The sequence below is a fragment of the Paenibacillus oceani genome, from assembly GCF_014705615.1.
Lineage (GTDB): Bacteria > Bacillota > Bacilli > Paenibacillales > NBRC-103111 > Paenibacillus_AB > Paenibacillus_AB oceani.
In genome coordinates this window covers 139,857-156,535 of record NZ_JACXJA010000019.1, presented here as the reverse complement: position 1 = coordinate 156,535, position 16,679 = coordinate 139,857, and the positions used below count along the sequence as shown (strand labels likewise).

The 16,679-nt window shown below is 53.4% G+C and carries 18 protein-coding genes and 2 riboswitches; of the genes, 6 read left to right on the top strand and 12 right to left on the bottom strand.

Annotated elements, in window-relative coordinates; all coding sequences use genetic code 11:
• Positions 1–69 precede the first annotated feature (69 nt).
• A complete protein-coding gene (locus IDH45_RS15550; RefSeq protein ID WP_190929038.1) occupies positions 70–870 on the bottom strand; it encodes a transglutaminase-like domain-containing protein in 801 nt (266 codons plus the stop codon).
• A gap of 13 nt (positions 871–883) precedes the next feature.
• A riboswitch (cyclic di-GMP riboswitch) is annotated at positions 884–970 on the bottom strand.
• A 65-nt stretch (positions 971–1,035) separates the two neighbouring features.
• A riboswitch (cyclic di-GMP riboswitch) is annotated at positions 1,036–1,124 on the bottom strand.
• Positions 1,125–1,331: 207 nt separating this feature from the next.
• Complete coding sequence (locus IDH45_RS15545) at positions 1,332–2,147, bottom strand: alpha/beta hydrolase family protein (protein WP_190929037.1); 816 nt, start codon at positions 2,145–2,147, stop codon at positions 1,332–1,334.
• Positions 2,148–2,311: 164 nt separating this feature from the next.
• Here IDH45_RS15545 and IDH45_RS15540 point away from each other — a divergent pair, with 164 nt between their 5' ends.
• On the top strand, positions 2,312–2,593 hold the full coding sequence (locus IDH45_RS15540; protein WP_190929036.1) for a YusU family protein: 282 nt from the start codon (positions 2,312–2,314) through the stop codon (positions 2,591–2,593).
• Positions 2,594–3,400: 807 nt separating this feature from the next.
• On the opposite strand, the gene IDH45_RS15535 is transcribed toward IDH45_RS15540, so the two are convergent.
• The 10 genes from IDH45_RS15535 to IDH45_RS15490 all read right to left on the bottom strand — a co-directional run bounded on the left by IDH45_RS15535 (position 3,401) and on the right by IDH45_RS15490 (position 11,593).
• Positions 3,401–4,180 (bottom strand): SDR family NAD(P)-dependent oxidoreductase, encoded by a 780-nt coding sequence (locus tag IDH45_RS15535; protein ID WP_190929035.1) that lies wholly within the window; start codon positions 4,178–4,180, stop codon positions 3,401–3,403.
• A 114-nt stretch (positions 4,181–4,294) separates the two neighbouring features.
• Positions 4,295–5,626 (bottom strand): ABC transporter substrate-binding protein, encoded by a 1,332-nt coding sequence (locus IDH45_RS15530; RefSeq protein ID WP_190929034.1) that lies wholly within the window; start codon positions 5,624–5,626, stop codon positions 4,295–4,297.
• Between the two features lie 25 nt (positions 5,627–5,651).
• Entirely contained in the window at positions 5,652–6,449 is a 798-nt protein-coding gene (locus IDH45_RS15525) for a hypothetical protein (RefSeq protein ID WP_190929033.1), read from the bottom strand.
• Positions 6,424–6,984: an RNA polymerase sigma factor gene (locus tag IDH45_RS15520; protein ID WP_190929032.1), complete on the bottom strand. Its 561-nt coding sequence runs from the start codon at positions 6,982–6,984 to the stop codon at positions 6,424–6,426. The genes IDH45_RS15525 and IDH45_RS15520 overlap by 26 nt, the downstream gene beginning before the upstream one ends.
• Entirely contained in the window at positions 6,971–8,236 is a 1,266-nt protein-coding gene (locus IDH45_RS15515; protein WP_190929031.1) for an ArnT family glycosyltransferase, read from the bottom strand. The genes IDH45_RS15520 and IDH45_RS15515 overlap by 14 nt, the downstream gene beginning before the upstream one ends.
• Before the next feature lie 20 nt (positions 8,237–8,256).
• Positions 8,257–8,562 (bottom strand): EamA family transporter, encoded by a 306-nt coding sequence (locus IDH45_RS15510; protein ID WP_190929030.1) that lies wholly within the window; start codon positions 8,560–8,562, stop codon positions 8,257–8,259.
• Positions 8,563–8,575: 13 nt separating this feature from the next.
• The gene (locus IDH45_RS15505) at positions 8,576–8,950 is read right to left on the bottom strand and encodes a DUF2304 domain-containing protein (protein ID WP_190929029.1); all 375 of its coding nucleotides are present in this window, start codon (positions 8,948–8,950) and stop codon (positions 8,576–8,578) included.
• Between the two features lie 4 nt (positions 8,951–8,954).
• Positions 8,955–9,653, bottom strand: coding sequence for a glycosyltransferase family 2 protein (locus IDH45_RS15500; protein WP_190929028.1), 699 nt, complete (start codon positions 9,651–9,653; stop codon positions 8,955–8,957).
• Positions 9,654–10,275: 622 nt separating this feature from the next.
• The gene (locus tag IDH45_RS15495; protein ID WP_190929027.1) at positions 10,276–10,731 is read right to left on the bottom strand and encodes a chemotaxis protein CheX; all 456 of its coding nucleotides are present in this window, start codon (positions 10,729–10,731) and stop codon (positions 10,276–10,278) included.
• 259 nt (positions 10,732–10,990) lie between these two features.
• Positions 10,991–11,593, bottom strand: a complete 603-nt coding sequence (locus tag IDH45_RS15490; RefSeq protein WP_190929026.1) for a YitT family protein — start codon at positions 11,591–11,593, stop codon at positions 10,991–10,993.
• Between the two features lie 263 nt (positions 11,594–11,856).
• Between IDH45_RS15490 and IDH45_RS15485 the strand changes: the two genes are divergently transcribed.
• From IDH45_RS15485 to IDH45_RS15465, 5 genes are all read left to right on the top strand, one after another.
• A complete protein-coding gene (locus IDH45_RS15485) occupies positions 11,857–12,552 on the top strand; it encodes a response regulator transcription factor (protein ID WP_190929025.1) in 696 nt (231 codons plus the stop codon).
• Positions 12,542–14,098: a sensor histidine kinase gene (locus tag IDH45_RS15480; RefSeq protein WP_190929024.1), complete on the top strand. Its 1,557-nt coding sequence runs from the start codon at positions 12,542–12,544 to the stop codon at positions 14,096–14,098. Before IDH45_RS15485 ends, IDH45_RS15480 begins: the two co-directional genes overlap by 11 nt.
• A 234-nt stretch (positions 14,099–14,332) precedes the next feature.
• Entirely contained in the window at positions 14,333–14,722 is a 390-nt protein-coding gene (locus IDH45_RS15475; protein WP_190929023.1) for a VOC family protein, read from the top strand.
• A 32-nt stretch (positions 14,723–14,754) separates the two neighbouring features.
• On the top strand, positions 14,755–15,657 hold the full coding sequence (locus tag IDH45_RS15470) for a LysR family transcriptional regulator (RefSeq protein ID WP_190929022.1): 903 nt from the start codon (positions 14,755–14,757) through the stop codon (positions 15,655–15,657).
• A gap of 191 nt (positions 15,658–15,848) precedes the next feature.
• Entirely contained in the window at positions 15,849–16,655 is an 807-nt protein-coding gene (locus IDH45_RS15465; protein ID WP_190929021.1) for a histidinol-phosphatase, read from the top strand.
• The last annotated feature ends 24 nt before the right edge of the window (positions 16,656–16,679 follow it).

Genomic DNA, 16,679 nt, shown 5'->3' with positions numbered 1-16,679 from the left:
AATTTCTGAACAAACTGGAAAAAGCCTTGGACATGTCGTCCAAAGCCGGTTTCCGATTGATTTTATTTTTTAATAATATTTGGCTGCCGCATACCGGGTAGCGTCCTTGGTCATCTCGAACGTTTTGCCATTCTCTTTCCAGCCCGCGTCGACGGTCGTGTCTATGGTTGTCCATGCCCCGTCGTAATAAACTTCATTCCAAGCATGATACACATCAACGTATTCCGTCGTCCCCATCACCAGTTTGGCGGGAATATCGACGCTCCGCAGCATGGCGGCAAACAGCGCCGCATAGCCGTAACATATATCCTTTTCCAGCGCGACCGTACGGTCGATATCCGGTATATAATCTGCAGGCACATTGGCGGCCAGCGTTTCGTCGTAACGGATCGTACCGGTCACATATTCGTAAATCGCTTGAACTTTCTCCATATCGGTTGCTGCCATTTTTGTCAATTCCTTCGCAATGGCTGCCGCCTGGCTTGCCTCGCTCCAGTTGACGTTTTGCACCGGATTCAAGTAGACGTTCGCGTCATTGTCCAAATCCAGCGTGACTGCGGCTTCCCGCACCACTTTATATTTGCTGCCGCTCACTTGCTCCAGCAGGGTGACCGTATAGTCGCCGTTGCCCATTTGCAGCGGGAACGTCTCTTCCCACTTGCCCGGAGTGAGCAGGTAGGTGTACTTGTCCGGGCCTTTCGTTACCATAACTTTCGTCTTGACGTCATCTCTGACATCGTATCGAACCCCGATCGTCCCTCTGTCCACATGGTCCAGGTTTAGCCAATCCTCGGCAGTCGCGGCAAACGCGGCCGGCGCAGGGATCAAAAACGCGATCAACATCGTGATGGCAAGCAACAGGTTACGCATGTTGCAAACTCCTTTCGGCGGCCAGGCTGCCATTTGACGGTGTCAATAAGGCCCTATAGCTTTGCGTCCTTGCCTTTCGGCAAGTTTGCTATTATCGTATTTGAGTTTGATAGAATGGGAACGGGAGGTTGTCCGGCAAAAAAAGCACAAAAAAAAGCGTAATCGTTCGGTAACTGGCTGCCATCTGACCGCGGGGTCAGGAAGGCCCTGTAGCTTTGCGTCCTTGCCTTTCGACAAGTTTGCCGTTATCGTGAAAAGCTTTCTTCCTGCTCCTATCATACCAAAATTATCAATTCCTATCAACCCTAATTTGCTATTCGGTTCATGGGTCCGTCTGTGGGCGCAAACGGGTTCGGAAGGATCATCGCGAGCCGGGACAAGCTACGTTTTTTGGGATCACACACCGCTGTTTCATCTGCCTCAAAACGTGTCCATTCCAGGCCCGCGTTCGTGCCGTTGTACTACTCAACCGGCGACTGCCACACCCGACCCGCCCATTCAAAAATCGAATCCAGCACCTGCTCGTCCTCTTCCCGTGGGAATACGTGCCCCCGCCCCTGGTAGACGTGCAGCGCATGCGGCTTGCCTGCCGCTTCCAAGGCCGCCGCCAACCGGTGAGCGTGCTCCACGCCGACATGCTCGTCCTCCGAACCGTGAACGATCAAGACCGGCGACTTGATGCATTCCGCCCAGCATACCGGCGACCGCTGCCTGTACGCCTCTTCGTCTTTGCGGGGGTGCCCCACGACCCTTTTCAGCATACGCCTCAGATCCACCCGCTCCTCATACGTAAGCAGCAGATCGCTGACGCCTCCCCAGACGACGACGGGGCCGACGCCTTCACACTCTTTGGCCGCCAGCAGCGCCATCATCGCCCCCCGGGAGAAACCAATCAGCAAAGCAGGCAAGTCGTTCCGCGTTTGCGGCAAACCTTTTAAGAGACGTATGGCGTTATACAAATCGAACCGGTCTTCTCCCGCGAAGTCTTCACGCCCCTCCCCCCCGTCGTTTCCTCTATAGAAAGGAGCAAATACGGAATATCCACGCCGGGCCAGCGTCACGATCCGGGCAATCCGCACCATCCCCACGCTGCGGATGCCTCCCCTGCAGTAGACAAGCGGGGGCAGGGCCTCACGGGACTCCGGTACGGCCCAGTATCCTTTTACTTTCAAACCTTGACTTACGTATGTAATCTTCCACAAATGAACGCCCGGTTCGGGGTCGGCCAGCCTTTCCCACTCCAGCACGGTCCCATCCGGCACCTCTCTCGACTCCATCGCCGCAACCTCTTCCGGTGTGTATGATGCTCCCCATCATACCGAAACAAACCGACCATTTCAAATTCGCAGCCCGTATGCGCAAAGCCAAGTTCGGCTTTGACAGCTTTTGGAGGTTTCGGTAGACTGAAGTAAAACGAGCCGAAGGAAGGGCTGTTCCTCTTATGAATCCCGTATTTGATCAAGAATTTGAAGCGCTTGTCGAGAAATTTGCCGAGCTGCTGACCGGCTGTTCCAATCCGGAAACTGTAGAGAAGGTTAGAAAATGGGCGGTTTACAATCATATCCATAAATCGATGCCTGCACTGACCAACCATTGGAACCAGAACCATCCCGAAGCGAAGCGGGAAGTGCGCCTGCTGTTCGAGGAGATCCGCAGCTTAAACGAAGCATGGAGAGCCCAGCGCAGTGCCGACACCGCCACTCCTCCTCCCGCCGGAGAATAATCCGGTTAAGAAAAGCATTTATTTGAAGCCATGACGCGCCGCCGATGAATAGGATCTAAACACGGCTCAAAACCTGCTCCGCAATGTATGCCTTTTGTGTGTGCAGCAGTTTTTCGGCGAGCCGAGAGTGCTCGGTATCACTGGGAACCGTATGCGTGCTGGCTGTAAAAGCATAAGGGTCTTTTGCACCCTATATTTCCAGCCTATTCGAAAGACAGTGGCGAATAGAGGCGGTTTGTATCTCTTAATTCAACCAAATAAACGGGTCAGCACCATTTTCGCGGATTATAACAGCTTCAAACCGCTCCTATTTCCTCATGCAAGCTGGTTTCGGGCAGATTAAGGGGTACAAACCGCTCTTATGCGCCCCCATCCTTCCCATGAGCGGGGGTTACCCATAGGCTGTCCCAGAAGTCCGCATGACATGGGAACACCTCAAATCCCAAACGAAAGGACCTCCAATTCCACGGTAGAAGTGGAGGCGAGGTCCTTTTTCTCAAGGGCAACCGGTCCGAAGCGGGACTATAAAAATCGCATAATGACTCTCAGCCAACTCCCTGTCCCTTCTTTTCTTTGGCGTACTCCCATACAGCAGCTAATGAGCAGAAAGAAACGGACATTCCCCGCTCAGCGCCGCCCCAGGGTTGAACTCTCCTTCATCCGAGCATACTGAGAAGTATTCAACCTTCGGACGAGGAGAGTGACGAATCATGCGCGAGAAAGAAGGCAATCTGCTGCTAGGCTTGTTATGGGGGACGCTGTTCAGTATTCCGCTGTGGCTGTCGCTGATCGGGTGGGTCCAGTTTCTTACTTCAGATTAAGAAAGCGGCGGCTGACCCGCTCGAACGTACGGGGGAACAAATGAAACAGCTTGGCGCCAAAGCCCGCGATTCCCGGCAAATCGACCTCCGCTCGGCTGCGTTCCACCGCTTTGGCGATCGCTTCCGCTACGCGGCGCGGCGGCAGCATTAGCTTCTTCACGTTAGCCACATAACCGCCGGACGGGTCGGCCAAATCGAAAAACGGGGTGTCGACCGGTCCCGGGTTGATCGCCGTCACCGTAACGCCCGTGCCGGCCAACTCCTGCCGCAAGCTGTTCGTTAGCCCGAGCACGGCATGTTTCGACGCGGCATAGCCGGTCGATTTGGCCGTTCCGATCTTGCCGGCAATCGAAGCGACATTAACAATATGGCCGGAGCCCGAGGAGAGCATATAAGGAAGCACAGCCTTCGTACAGCGGACAATGCCCATATAATTAACGTTCATCATATGTTCGAAATCGGCGAGCGGAGCCTGCTCGAACCGTTCGAACCGCCCGAAGCCGGCATTATTGATCAGTACGTCTACGCGGCCGTGCTTTTCGAATACAGTACGGAATACAGTTTGCACCGAGTCGGGCGAAGACACATCCAGCTCGTACGTCTCACAGCTCTCCCCGATTCTCGCCGCCAGCTCGTCCAGCTTCGTACGGCTTCGCGCCATAAGGAGCGGCACTGCGCCGCGACTTGCGACGAGTTCGCCCGTTAACGCCCCGATCCCGCTTGAGGCGCCCGTTATGGCGACCACTTTCCCTTTCCAATCATACATTCGATTCTATACCTCCGTGCCTTTTTCCTAATATTATACACTAAATCAAAGGCATAATAAGCGGAGGCCCTGCATGTTTTCCTTACTAATTCCCGGAACTCGCCTGCACAGCTTTTATTGAATTCCCAGCAGCTCCTGCCCTTTTTCCTGCAAAACCTTCAGCGCCTCGTCAATCGTCTTGCGCCCTTCATAAGCGGCCGCAATCTCCTGCTTGGCAAGCGCCTCGAATGAAAAATAAAAAGTTTGCGGCACTTTCCCCGATCCTCTGGAAACGTTCGGATCAAGCTTCAACGCGTGGAACACATTCAAATTCCGGCCCTCTTCATCTATCAAATACGCCGTACGGCTCGTCAGCTTGCCGCCTGCCGCAGCTTTCGCCATGGCACGGGCGAACGAATCGCCATTCATATAACGGACGAACGTCCAAGCGGCTTCGACTTGGGCGGATCCGGAGTTTATTGCGGTAATGTCTTGCAGCCATAACGCGTTTCCGGTATCGGGACGCTTCGCATCGACAGGCACCGTAACGAGATCCCAGAGCGGCATCCGGTCTTTCAGAACGGCGGCGGCCCTTTTCAGTTCCTGGACAAAATCGCTGCCGCCAATCGTCATCGCGGCTTTCCCTCCCAGGAAAGGGTTTTGCTCCAGAACTTGCTGACTCCCCGTCCCCGGCGTAAACGACTGCGTTCCGGCAGGCTGATAGATGGCCCCTGATCGGATCGCGTCAAAGGCCAACTGGAACGTCCGCTTCCATTCGCTCGTATCGAGGGTCATCTTCATCGTATCGGGATCGAGGTAGGACAACCCTTGTCCATATCCGATCGTCAGGCCCGAATTATACGGGTGCACCTCATACGGATTCAGCATCAATCCGGCGACCCGCTGCCCCGGCCCCCCGCTTCCGGAAGGGAATCGGCGAGCGAGCTGCAGCACTTCTTCCCAACTCATCTTGTCAGTCGGATAAGGAATGCCCATTTGATCAAACAAGCTTTTATTGTAATAGAGCGCCTGACTGGAGAAACTCGGAGCAAGCCCGTACAGCTTCCCTCCGCCAATCGTCCGGACCGCATCGGTGATGGACGGCGCCATGTTTTGCAGATCGAACTTATCCTTCTTGATCAACGGCTCGAGGTCGTAGAGACGTCCGTCTCTTGCATAGGTTTCATAACGGCCATCATCCAAGATTAGCACATCGGGTTTTTGCTCCTCGATCCACTTCTCCATATCTTCCATCCGGATTCCTCCAGTAGGTACGACCTTCACTTCGATATCTGGGTACAACGCGGCGAATAAAGCACCGTAATTCGAATAGTAGGAGGCTTCGTCGTAATATAAAATTTTGATCGAAGCTTGCTTGTGATCTTCGGTTCCTCCGCCCGCTTCGCATCCGATCATGCCGGGTATGAGCAAGAAAGCCGATAATGACACTGCCAACAAACGCTTCATAATCCACCTGCACTCCAATCTGCTCCTAGTGATTGCCCATCTGCTTTCGGCTGATATAGGCTTCCGCAACGGCTTCCAACTTTTTCTTGGATACGTTTCCCGTTAAACTTAGCCATATCGTATCCTTCTCGTCGGTCACGATATACAGGCTGTAAATGGCGAAGTTATTGTCGCTGTGGTATACGCTCATGATCCGGTCGCTTACTCTCACCACTTCCCAATCATCAGGGTAATGCATCAGCACACCGCCATCGGTCTCCCTTTTCGGATCGAAGATTTGCCGGACGACAAGCCAAGTCTCCCCCTGCTCGTAGAAATCGTAAAAACCCTCGATGTACAGCTCGTCCTTGGTCGCCGGCTTCTTGAGCGGAGTCGCGGCTACTCCGAACGTCCGGGAAGGCTTCATATCGAGGTTCGCCGGCCGCATAAGAGGGAACGGCGATTCCTTCTGCGCCTCCTCCAATGTCAGCGTCCGGTACTCCGCCCGGCGGGCTGCCAACTGGTTCTCGATTCTTTCCATATAGGGCGGATACACATCCGGTGACGGATTCGTTTGCGGCTCAGGCTTGTAGGTCGTAATATCCATGCCGTTCCAATGAAACAGATAACGGGGCGTCCCTTGAGCCGAAATTGCGGTAATTACCAACAGCAGCATCGCAGCCGCCCATACCCGGATGCGGAGCGATTTCCGGACCGGCGTCCTTTTCGCGCACTCATAGGCGCGTATCCTTTCCATAACTTGGGGAGCCGCCGTTTCCGTTTCCCGTACCGGAATCTCCTTCATCGTCCGGACCAGCTTATCGTAATTCGAGTCGTCGTTCATCGCACATCTCCTCCTCCTGCATTTTTTTTGCCCGAAGCTTCCGTTTCAGCCGTTCGAACCGTTTGCGCAGCGTCGGCGCGCTTTCCCCCATCATTTGCGCGATTTCGTCAAACGAACATTCTTCGACGGCCCGCAAAAAAAGCAGCTTTTTCTCTGGAAGCGACAAGTCTTTGAACCAAAAGGCCATCTCGGTCCCCATCTGTTCCGAGTATGCTTGCTCCGCGCTTTCGGTCCGGCTGTCCGAGCGGAACAGCGGCAGCAGCCGAAGCCACTTCCATCGCCGCTTCAGCACGTTGCGGCAATGATTTTCCGCAATTTTATAGAGCCAAGCCTTAAATGTCTGACGTTCGTCGTACCCCCCCAGGTGCCGGTACGCTTTGAAGAAGACGTCTTGGGCCGCATCCTCCGCCTCCTGCCGATTCCCCAGCATGAAGAAACAAAACCGGTATATGTTTTTCTCGTACATCCGAATGACTGGTTCGAACGAATCGACATTTCCCCTGCGAACATCTTCCAGAAGCTTATTGATTTCCACTGTCTCTCCCTCCTTCCTGCACATTCCTGTTCTTGATGTTCTTGATTTTATCTAGAGAAGCATTAGCGATATGTTTAGTCCGAAAGACGCCGACAACAAGCTGAGCGGTGCCTAACATGAGAAAAGGCAGCATCGAGTATATATAGCGGGGTTCGGGTATGAACAGCGCATGAACCGAGTAAAACACCGCGAGACATACGAATAAATACAGGGCAGCCCGGTTTTTAAACAAGCTCATCACTGGCAGCATCACCCAGCCGATATAAATGATCGCGAAGTGAAGCTTGTCCAATAAAACATAGTACCAGTTCGCTACATGAAACGGATAGGGTCCGACCCAGTGGCGGAAAAAGAAATATTTCCATTTGCCTAACGTAAACCAGTGAATCCATAACCCCGGCTCCTCCTTCAACCCTTGCCGGATCCGGCTCACCCCCTCGCCGAACTGGTCATTCTTGTCGATCGTTGTCCATTCGATCGTACCGCGCATATAAGGGTCCGTACCGCCGAGAAACGGATTGCCCGCCTCTCCTTTCGCTATTGGAATAAACTGGTGAAACGTGATCAGATTGCGAATCCACCAGGGCATCATTACGAGAACAAACGCCCCGAAGCTAGCCGCAATAAATGGAATGTAAGCTTTCCGGTTTGTCATCCAGAGAAAAACGTAAGGCACAACCGCAACCGGCAGCACATTCGGCCGAATCAGCGTGGCGATCCCGAGCAGCACCCCCATTGCGATGTGATCCCGTAGACGGTTATCCTGCATGATACGGACTTGTGTGTATATGAGCGCCATAAACACGGACAGAAACGGCACTTCCGTCAAAATAAGCGACGTCGACCAGACAAACATCGGATGGACGGCGGCGAACATGGCAGCGATTACGCCGATAACGGGTCGAAACAACCGGACCCCGATTTTGTAAATGAACCAGATGGCGACAAGCGCCAGAACACATTGGAACACCCGATAAATCTGGAGGGTTGGCTCCAGTGGGGAATAGCCGAACATCCAGTAAAACGCCGTCAGCAAGACCGGGAATCCCGGTGTCACGAGCGAATTGGGCTCCGTATCCAGATAAGCGTAGACGCCCTTCTCCAGCAGTTGAATCGCCGTCTTCGTGTAATTAAGCTGATCGTATTCGATCGGCACATGCTCGAACTTAAGCACATAATCCAACCGAAGGATCAGAGCGAGCGCCAGAACGGCCATTATGGCGTACGTATGCCATTTGCAGCGGGCCAGCATCTGCTTACCTCCTCCGGTTACTACGGTTTGGCGACGAGAACGGCGCCGCCGATAATGAACAGCATGCCGAGCCACTGCCAAGTCGAGATCGTTTCTTTGAAAAAGATCATACCGGCGATAGCTCCCATCACATAAGCGAGCGATTGAAGCGGATACACCCGGCTCAGATCGTATCTGCTTAAAGCGTAAAACCAGACGATCGTTGCAACGGCGAACAGAACGCATCCAAGCAGCATGGGTGGCTGCACAAGCACAGGCACAATATCCGGAGCCGAGCGAAACGGATGCCGGTTAAGCGCGACTTTCCAGAATAGCTGGCCCGACACCAGCAGAAGCACGTTAACCAGAACGATCAGCAGAATACCTATTTCGTCCCTCCTCCTTCTTGGCCGTCTCCACTTTCAGCAGCGCGATTTCCTGGCTTAACCGGGTTACATGCCGACGAAGCTTGGTCAACACAACACTCGTATGCATGATAAACAGCAGAGAAAACAGCATGCCTGCCAAAAACATGAAGGACGGGGCATAAAAGATGCCGGCGGCTTCCGAAACGATGTCGAGTAGCTTCGGGAATGTGCCGAACGCGAGCATAACCGCCCCAAGGCAGAGCCATAAAATCGCATATCGTTCCAATACGAGCCGCCTTCGGATTAATTCGATCGTTACCCCGATGAACGCGGTGCAGAAAATTACTGAACATACATAAAAGTACATAGGCTCAACCTACATTCCGTATTCGGGTCATAAGGACGGCCAGAGGAACTTTGATCATATAGTAAACCGATTTGAACGGCGTAATGGACGATCGTCCGCTCATCCGGTAGTTCATACGGACCGCCGTCTCCCGCACTCTATAGCCCATCCGTTCCAGGATTACAATCGCTTCGGCTTCCGGATAATCGTCCGGATAATCGTCTGCGAACACCCCGATGACGCTCCGGTTTACTGCCCGGAAGCCCGATGTCGGATCCGTAAACCGTTTGCCCGAGGTCCAGCGAATGATCGACGATAGGATTCGGATGCCCAGCATTCGGAACCGTGTCTGCCGATAATCCGTATTCCGGGCGAAGCGAGATCCAATGCAGCAATCAGCCTCTCCCTTCTCCATGCACGCGATAAGCTTGTACAGCTCGGCCGGGTCGTGCTGCCCGTCCGCATCCACTTGAATGGCGATATCGTAGCCACTGCGGTAGGCAAACAAATAACCCGTCTGGACCGCCCCTCCGATTCCGAGATTAAAAGGCAGATCGATCACCAGCGCTTGCCCTGTCTGCTTGGCTGCCATGCTTGTACCATCCGTAGAACCGTCATTAACGACGACGATCTTGATGTCGGGATGCAAGCTTTTAACCGAATGGATGACGGTCCGGATGTTCTGTTCTTCGTTATGAGCCGGTATAACGACCAGTTTCCTCATGGTGCTGCCACTCTCCCTCACTTTCAGGCAACCCGTCATCCGATGTCGGAGCGGCTTGCCCGACTTACAATCTATCTAAACAATCGAAGAGACGAGAATGTGACCTGCCGATGAAAAAAAATGAATAAGAAAACCGTCCGGTTCAGGCGTTCCGGACGGTCCTTTGACGTGCAAACCCAAAACGTTTGTACGTCGGAAGGGAATAGGTACCTTCGCTCGCTCCAGCCGCTCGCCCATAGTCGTGTTGTCATGCGATGGTATGGCTAACGAACCCAGCACTCGTTATCAGAGCCGAATGCGGACGTTTGAATGTGTAGCGAACTCATGTATGGTTATTCCCGCAAATCGGATCGTTTTTTTACCACTTTCGGTTCGATAACGATCCCCGGATTCGTTACGACTGGAATAACGTCGTTTTTCAGCCATAAGTACGATACGATTCGTTAGTCATTGAACCTGAATATACGTTCTCTCATCTGACGCCAAGTAAGGAACCCCCTTCACTTTAGCACAGTAAAGAATTTAAACTTTCTCGCAGATTTAGAAAAGCTGCTCTATAACGATAAAAAAAAGGATGCCAGCTCGCGGCACCCTCCATTACTTATGTATACCTATAAGTCCGTTAAGAAATAAACACCTTGATATCCAGCTGTCCGATCTGATCCATCATCAGCGGAATCGTCAACGCCTTGGTCGGCGTAAAATCAAGCCCGGCCTCGGTAATCAGCTTTGGCGGAGTAATATCGACGCGCACTCCCTGGTTGTACAAAATCGTGCTTGCGTTGCCGCTGATCATATTGCCGAGTTCGGAAATCGCGCTTTGCGACATCTCGTCCATCTGCGTGACCAGATAACCGCCCATCATCGCCGATACGAGCTTCAAGGCAACTTCCTCGTGCAGGCCGAATACGATATCGCCTTCCATCTGCCCGCTCATGCCGATTTGGATCCAAATATGGTTCTCAACGAATTTGACATCCTTAATCCCGAGTTGTCCGGTCGTCGGACGCACGTTAATCAGTTGCTCCAACACGATTCTCGCTGATTCCAAAAACGGATTAATATACTCGGCCTTCATTACACGGAGTCCCCTTTTCGACAAAATTCTCGGATTTTCTCATCCGCCGGCTGCGCTTACAAAACCGTCCCAACGAACGGCGGCTCGTCCCGGAAACAACTTAAAAGGACTTTTTCCCCATTATACTCCAGTTTTTCGGGCCTGTATATAGCTGGAGACAGATCGCTCAAATCCCTTGTCCGGCAAAGGTTTTTGTAGAAAAAGCTCGAAAAGTGGCGTCCGCCGTTTCCGCCGGCAAACCCTACTATTCCGCAGCCGCTCATTTGTAAAACAAATGGATACTTCGTCCTAAAGGCTTACGTCCGGAGTACCGGTGGGTCGCTGCGAACACTATGACGATAGTCGCAAACGAAAACAGCGTACGGGTTAACCCGATAACGCCTATTCCCGCCAGTAAAATAACCGCGTCGAGGATGAAAATGAATAAAGCCGCAGGTATTTCGGTACGGTCCGATGCGATTTGCCCCAGCAGGTCGGTTCCTCCCGAATTCGTCCGGTACGCCAGCATCGTCCCGACCCCCGCTCCGATCAGCCACCCTCCGAGAACGGCATGCACCGGCATGCCCAGCCGAAACCAGTTGCTGGCTGGCGAGAACAAATCGATAAAAAACGAGGACACCAGCAGCCCGTGCACACTGCTCATAAATAAAGCACGATCATAAAAAAACACGCCGACAAATACAGGCGCGCTAACAAGAAGAACGGTCATGCCGGGAAGCAGGCCAAAATGGTAGTTCAAAAGAAGCCCGATCCCGATCATCCCCCCGTCGATGAGCCGATACGGTGCCAAAAAGGCATTCACTCCAAACGCCAAAGTGGCGCTGCCAATCAGAACGGCGGCGATTCTAAGCAGCGGCTGCACGCGTGTTCCTCCTTCCTACATCCTGAACATCCTGTCCTCCTCTAATGTATGGGGTTAAGAATTAATTAAGAACTGGGGGCGATCTTTCTTAAGAAATGGGATTTATAATGAGCTTCATGACGGAATTCAGCGTTTTCCGCCAGTTGTGGTATTCTTGTATCGCAAGGACCGGGCCGGATTTCGGACTGCTTAAGGAACAAGCCCGTCTGAGGCCGTATACAAGCGCGCCGCGCGCGACGATATGGAATGGGAGTCGATTGGTTATGGCGCAAGAGACGATACTGCTCGTGGACGACGAGCAAGAGATATTGGACCTGCTCGAAATTTATTTGAAAAACGAAGGCTTCGTGCTGGTAAGGGCATCCAACGGGGAAGAAGCGCTGGAGGTGCTGAAGCAGAAGGAAGTCGATCTGATCATCCTGGATATCATGATGCCTCGGATGGACGGCATTCAAGCCTGCATGAAGATCCGCGAAGAGAAACATATGCCGATCATCATGCTGTCCGCCAAAAGCCAGGACATGGACAAAATCATGGGTCTGAGCACCGGGGCCGACGATTATATGACGAAGCCGTTCAACCCGCTGGAGCTCGTAGCCCGGGTCAAATCCCAGCTCCGCCGCTACAAACGGCTTAATGTCGCCGTCCCGAGGCTGGAGGAGGAGATCGAGATCGACGATCTGATCATTAATACGGCTACGCACGAAGTGAAGGTGGAAGGCCGCGAGGTGAAGCTGACTCCCCGCGAATTCGCCATCCTCGAGCTGCTCGCCCGCAATCGCGGCATCGTGTTCAGCATCCAGAAAATTTACGAGTCGGTCTGGAACGAGATGTTCTACGAATCCGACAATACCGTCATGGTGCATATCCGTAAAATACGGGAGAAGCTGGAGGCGACGCCGCGCCAGCCGAAGTATATCAAGACGGTATGGGGGGTCGGCTACAAAATTGAAAAATAGGTCGCTGTTTAATCCCATACACTGGTTTTCGGTACTGCTCGGCTTTGTCCGCGACATCTACCTGTTCGTCCGGCGGCACTTTGAATCCAGCATCCGGCTGCAGCTTATTCTAACCTTCGTTTTCTGCCTGCTGGCCGCCCTGCTCGTACGCAGCCTGACCGTGCCGCTGTTTGCCAACGCCAACCAGTACCCGGTAATCGACTATACGAACGGCGTTCATGAGATCGACAACCGGGCGCGGTCGATTCTGGACCAGATCGGCCACGAATACGAGGAGGCCCGGCAAGCAGCCAGCCGCAGTGCCGGTTCTTCTGCCGTCCCCACGGCGGCTGCTCCCGAGAAGAAGGTTACCACCATCATTAACGATTACAGCCAGTCCTACCCGAACCTGAAAATACTCGTACTCGACCTGGACGGCCTCGTCCTGTTCAAATCGCCGAGCGCTACCGAAAACCGGGTCGATCTGCACGGTATTATCCGCAATGCGATGGATGTCCGAATCAATGACCGGCGGTACCAGAATCAGGAATATTCCAGCTTTTATCCGATCGATCTGAATGAAAGAAAAGCGTATCTGGTCGTCTCCGGGATGCCCTCCCCCAATATCGTCTATATGAAGGGCGGAAGCAGCCCGATGCCGAACTTGCTGGCGGTTGTCGTGTTTATCTTCCTGTTTTTCTGGATCACGAAGCATAAAATGAAATATATCGAGGAGCTGGCAAGGGGATTGCGCGAAATCTCGAAAGGCAACCTGAATTACCGGGTCGCAGCGCGAAGCAGGGACGAGCTCGGATCGCTGGCGACGAGCATCAACCTGATGACGGCCGAACTTCAGCTGACTCTCGAGGAGGAACGGAGAGCGGAGCAAACCAAAACCGAGCTGATCACGAACGTCTCGCATGACCTGCGAACGCCTTTAACGCTCATTATGGGGTATCTGCGGCTGTTAAAGGACAAAAATTACGAATCCGAAGCGCAAGCGGACACGTACCTTAACATCGCTTACAGCAAATCAGAAAAGCTCAAAAGCCTGATCGACGACCTGTTCGAATATACGAAGCTGTCCAGCAAGGGCGATACGCTGAAGCTGGATGCCGTCTACATGAACGAGCTGCTGGAGCAGCTGCTGGAGGAGATGGTCAGCTACGCCGAGGACAACGAGCTCAATCTGGTGCGCGCCTTCCCTCCGGAGAAGCTGAAAGTGAACGTAGACGCCGATAAAATGATCCGGGTGTTCGATAATTTGCTCACGAACGCGGTCAAGTACAGCCGCAAGCCCGGCACCGTCAAAGTGCTGCTGTTCCGCGAGGCGGATCACGTTCTGGTACGGATCAGCAACAACGGAACACCGCTCGCTCAGGAAGATCTGGACCGGCTGTTCGACCGGTTCTACCGCGTCGACGCTTCGCGCTCGTCGGAGACGGGCGGCTCCGGACTCGGACTGGCTATCGCCAAAAGCATTATCGATTATCACGGCGGCGATATCTGGGCGGAGAGCGAAGGCGACGAGATCCGTTTCTGGGTCAAGCTGAAGCTGGCGGGTTAACGCCGGACTTCGGAAGAAAATGCAGCAATGTTATATCGTCCGGTTAGGACGGAAGTTTCAAAGCGGCGGCTCTCCTGCGGGAAGCCGCTGTTTGTTTCCTGCTTATTGCGGGCGCCGCCGCGGAAATGTTTTCAAGCGGGACTTTTCCTGCCGCCATGTAAAAGGTACAATGGAAAGGACGAAAATTACGGCATTTATCATTATCGGTCCCCGTCGGACAGGAGGAAATAAAAGATGGCAGTAAGGAAAATCGAGCATGTCGGGATTATGGTATCCAGTATGGAGAAATCGATCGCATTTTACAGAGACATTGTCGGCTTCGAGCTGCTGGGCACGCTGGATCACGGCAACGGCACGGTGAAGCTGGCTTTTCTGGCAACCCCGGGCGCCAAGGAAACGGAGCTGGAGCTGGTCGAAGGTTACAACGGGAACTTGCCGGCCGAAGGCAAGGTGCACCATATCGCCTTTACCGTCGACGATCTGGAGGCGGAGATCAGCCGGATCGAGAAGCTCGGCGTCACCTTTATCGACCCGGACATTACGACGCTCCCGAACGGAGCGCGCTACCGGTTTTTCTACGGTCCGGACGGCGAGTGGCTTGAGCTGTTTCAGCCGGCGACCTAACGGATCACGATAACGGGAAAGGAAGGTGAGTCGTGAACATTAACCAGTTGGAGACGCTGGTCGCCATATCCAAGACGATGAGCTTCCGGAAAGCGGGCGAGCTGCTGAATTTGACGCAGCCGGCCGTATCGGCGCAGATCAAAAGTCTGGAAGAGGAATTCCGGACGGTTCTGGTCGATCGCAATCAGCCGGTGACGCTCACGGACAGCGGCCTCATCTTTCTCGAACATGCGGAGCGCATCCTGCAGACGGTCGGCGATCTGAAGCAGCGGCTTGAAGATTTGAACCATACGCCGCAAGGCCATATACATCTGGGTACGACCACATCGTTAGCTATGCAAATATTGCCCCGGGTGCTTTCGTACTTTCAGAACCAGTATCCGCTTATTAAAACGACGATCCACTCGATGACCTCCTCGCAAATTATGACCAGCGTCGAGAACGGAACGATCGATATCGGTATCGGGTATTTGTTCGACAAACCGTCCTCTCTGGAAACGTCGGTGCTTTATTACGATACGTTCGAACTTGTCGTATCCCCGAGCCATCCTTTGTCGAAGCTCTCCCATACGACAGTGGATGCGCTGAAAGACATTCCGTTTATTATGCTTTCGCCGGAGACGGCGGGCAGGCGGTTTGTCGATCACGTATTCCAGATGTATAAGATCGAGCCCCCTATCGTGATGGAACTGTCAAGCAGCGAGGAAGTGAAACGGATGGTGGAGCTGAACCTCGGCGCCGCTATCATCTCGAAGCTGTCGATCGCCAACGAGCTGCGGCTCGGTACGCTCAAGATGATCCAGGTGAACGAGCTTGAGCTGACCCATCCGATCGCCGTCATGACGAAGGCGGGCAAATATAAAAACTCCGCGATGCACCAGTTTTTGCTGGATTTGAAAGGAATGCCGGAGACGAACTTCGTCGGCTCGGAATAGACGGGTCGCACCGGAGTGAACGGCAGCTAGTTTGGACACAATGAGACGGAACGTTTCAGCTAATGTTTACGATGCCAGCTTTGCTTACGCAAAGCTTAGCTTATGCTTACGATGCAGTTTTGCTTACGCAAAGCTTAGCTTATGCTTACGATGCAGTTTTGCTCACGCAAAACTCTTAGGAGGACGCTATCATGAAATTCGACCTGCATACCCACCACGACCGATGCGGACATGCGGAAGGCGTCATCCGCAGCTATATCGAGGCAGCGATCGCCGAAGGGCTGCAAGTCATCGGTATATCCGATCACTCCCCCTACTTCGCCGAAGAAGAGGAGCAGCCGTGGCCCGGCATCGCAATGGCGAAGAGCGAATTCGCCCGATATGTAACTGAAGTGCTGACACTAAAGGAAGAATACAGGGATCGGATCGAGGTGCTGCTTGGCGTGGAATCGGACTTTTTCCCCGAGCATACGGACATCTACCGGCAAATCTACGAGCGGTATCCGTTCGACTACATCATCGGCTCCGTGCACCGCTCCGACGGGGTCAGCATCTTCAACAAGAAACGGTGGGAAGGTCTCGCCAAAGCCGAGAAAGTCCGGCAAAAGGAGCTGTATTACGATCTGATCCGCCAATCCGCCGAAAGCGGAATGTTTCAAATTCTCGGCCATATCGACGCGATGAAAGGATATTATCCGGAGTTTTCCGCGATCCAAACCGAAGCCGTCGAGAATACGCTGCGCATCATCGGCGAGAACGGCCTTGCCATCGAGATCAATACGTCCGGCAAGACGAAACATTGCGGCGGCTGGTACCCGTCCGACGAAATTCTGGAGCGCGCCCTCTTCAACGGCGTATCCGTCACATTTGGTTCCGACGCCCATATACCTAGCCGGGTCGGTGACGAATTCGAGCTAGTGAAGCAGCGCCTGAAAGAGATCGGCTTCAAGGAATGGGTGTACTTCCGGCAAAAAGCCCCGGTTGCCGTCAAGCTGTAACCGATAATTTATCGGCCCTGGTTA

Bases quoted from the DNA above. Each gene is read 5' to 3' on its own strand.
- IDH45_RS15465 (WP_190929021.1), top strand. From the start codon at position 15,849: ATGAAATTCGACCTGCATACCCACCACGACCGATGCGGACATGCGGAA.
- IDH45_RS15495 (WP_190929027.1), bottom strand. From the start codon at position 10,731: ATGAAGGCCGAGTATATTAATCCGTTTTTGGAATCAGCGAGAATCGTG.
- IDH45_RS15500 (WP_190929028.1), bottom strand. From the start codon at position 9,653: ATGAGGAAACTGGTCGTTATACCGGCTCATAACGAAGAACAGAACATC.
- IDH45_RS15525 (WP_190929033.1), bottom strand. From the start codon at position 6,449: ATGAACGACGACTCGAATTACGATAAGCTGGTCCGGACGATGAAGGAG.
- IDH45_RS15485 (WP_190929025.1), top strand. From the start codon at position 11,857: ATGGCGCAAGAGACGATACTGCTCGTGGACGACGAGCAAGAGATATTG.
- IDH45_RS15545 (WP_190929037.1), bottom strand. From the start codon at position 2,147: ATGGAGTCGAGAGAGGTGCCGGATGGGACCGTGCTGGAGTGGGAAAGG.
- IDH45_RS15475 (WP_190929023.1), top strand. From the start codon at position 14,333: ATGGCAGTAAGGAAAATCGAGCATGTCGGGATTATGGTATCCAGTATG.
- IDH45_RS15515 (WP_190929031.1), bottom strand. From the start codon at position 8,236: ATGCTGGCCCGCTGCAAATGGCATACGTACGCCATAATGGCCGTTCTG.
- IDH45_RS15505 (WP_190929029.1), bottom strand. From the start codon at position 8,950: ATGTACTTTTATGTATGTTCAGTAATTTTCTGCACCGCGTTCATCGGG.
- IDH45_RS15550 (WP_190929038.1), bottom strand. From the start codon at position 870: ATGCGTAACCTGTTGCTTGCCATCACGATGTTGATCGCGTTTTTGATC.
- IDH45_RS15535 (WP_190929035.1), bottom strand. From the start codon at position 4,180: ATGTATGATTGGAAAGGGAAAGTGGTCGCCATAACGGGCGCCTCAAGC.
- IDH45_RS15530 (WP_190929034.1), bottom strand. From the start codon at position 5,626: ATGAAGCGTTTGTTGGCAGTGTCATTATCGGCTTTCTTGCTCATACCC.
- IDH45_RS15540 (WP_190929036.1), top strand. From the start codon at position 2,312: ATGAATCCCGTATTTGATCAAGAATTTGAAGCGCTTGTCGAGAAATTT.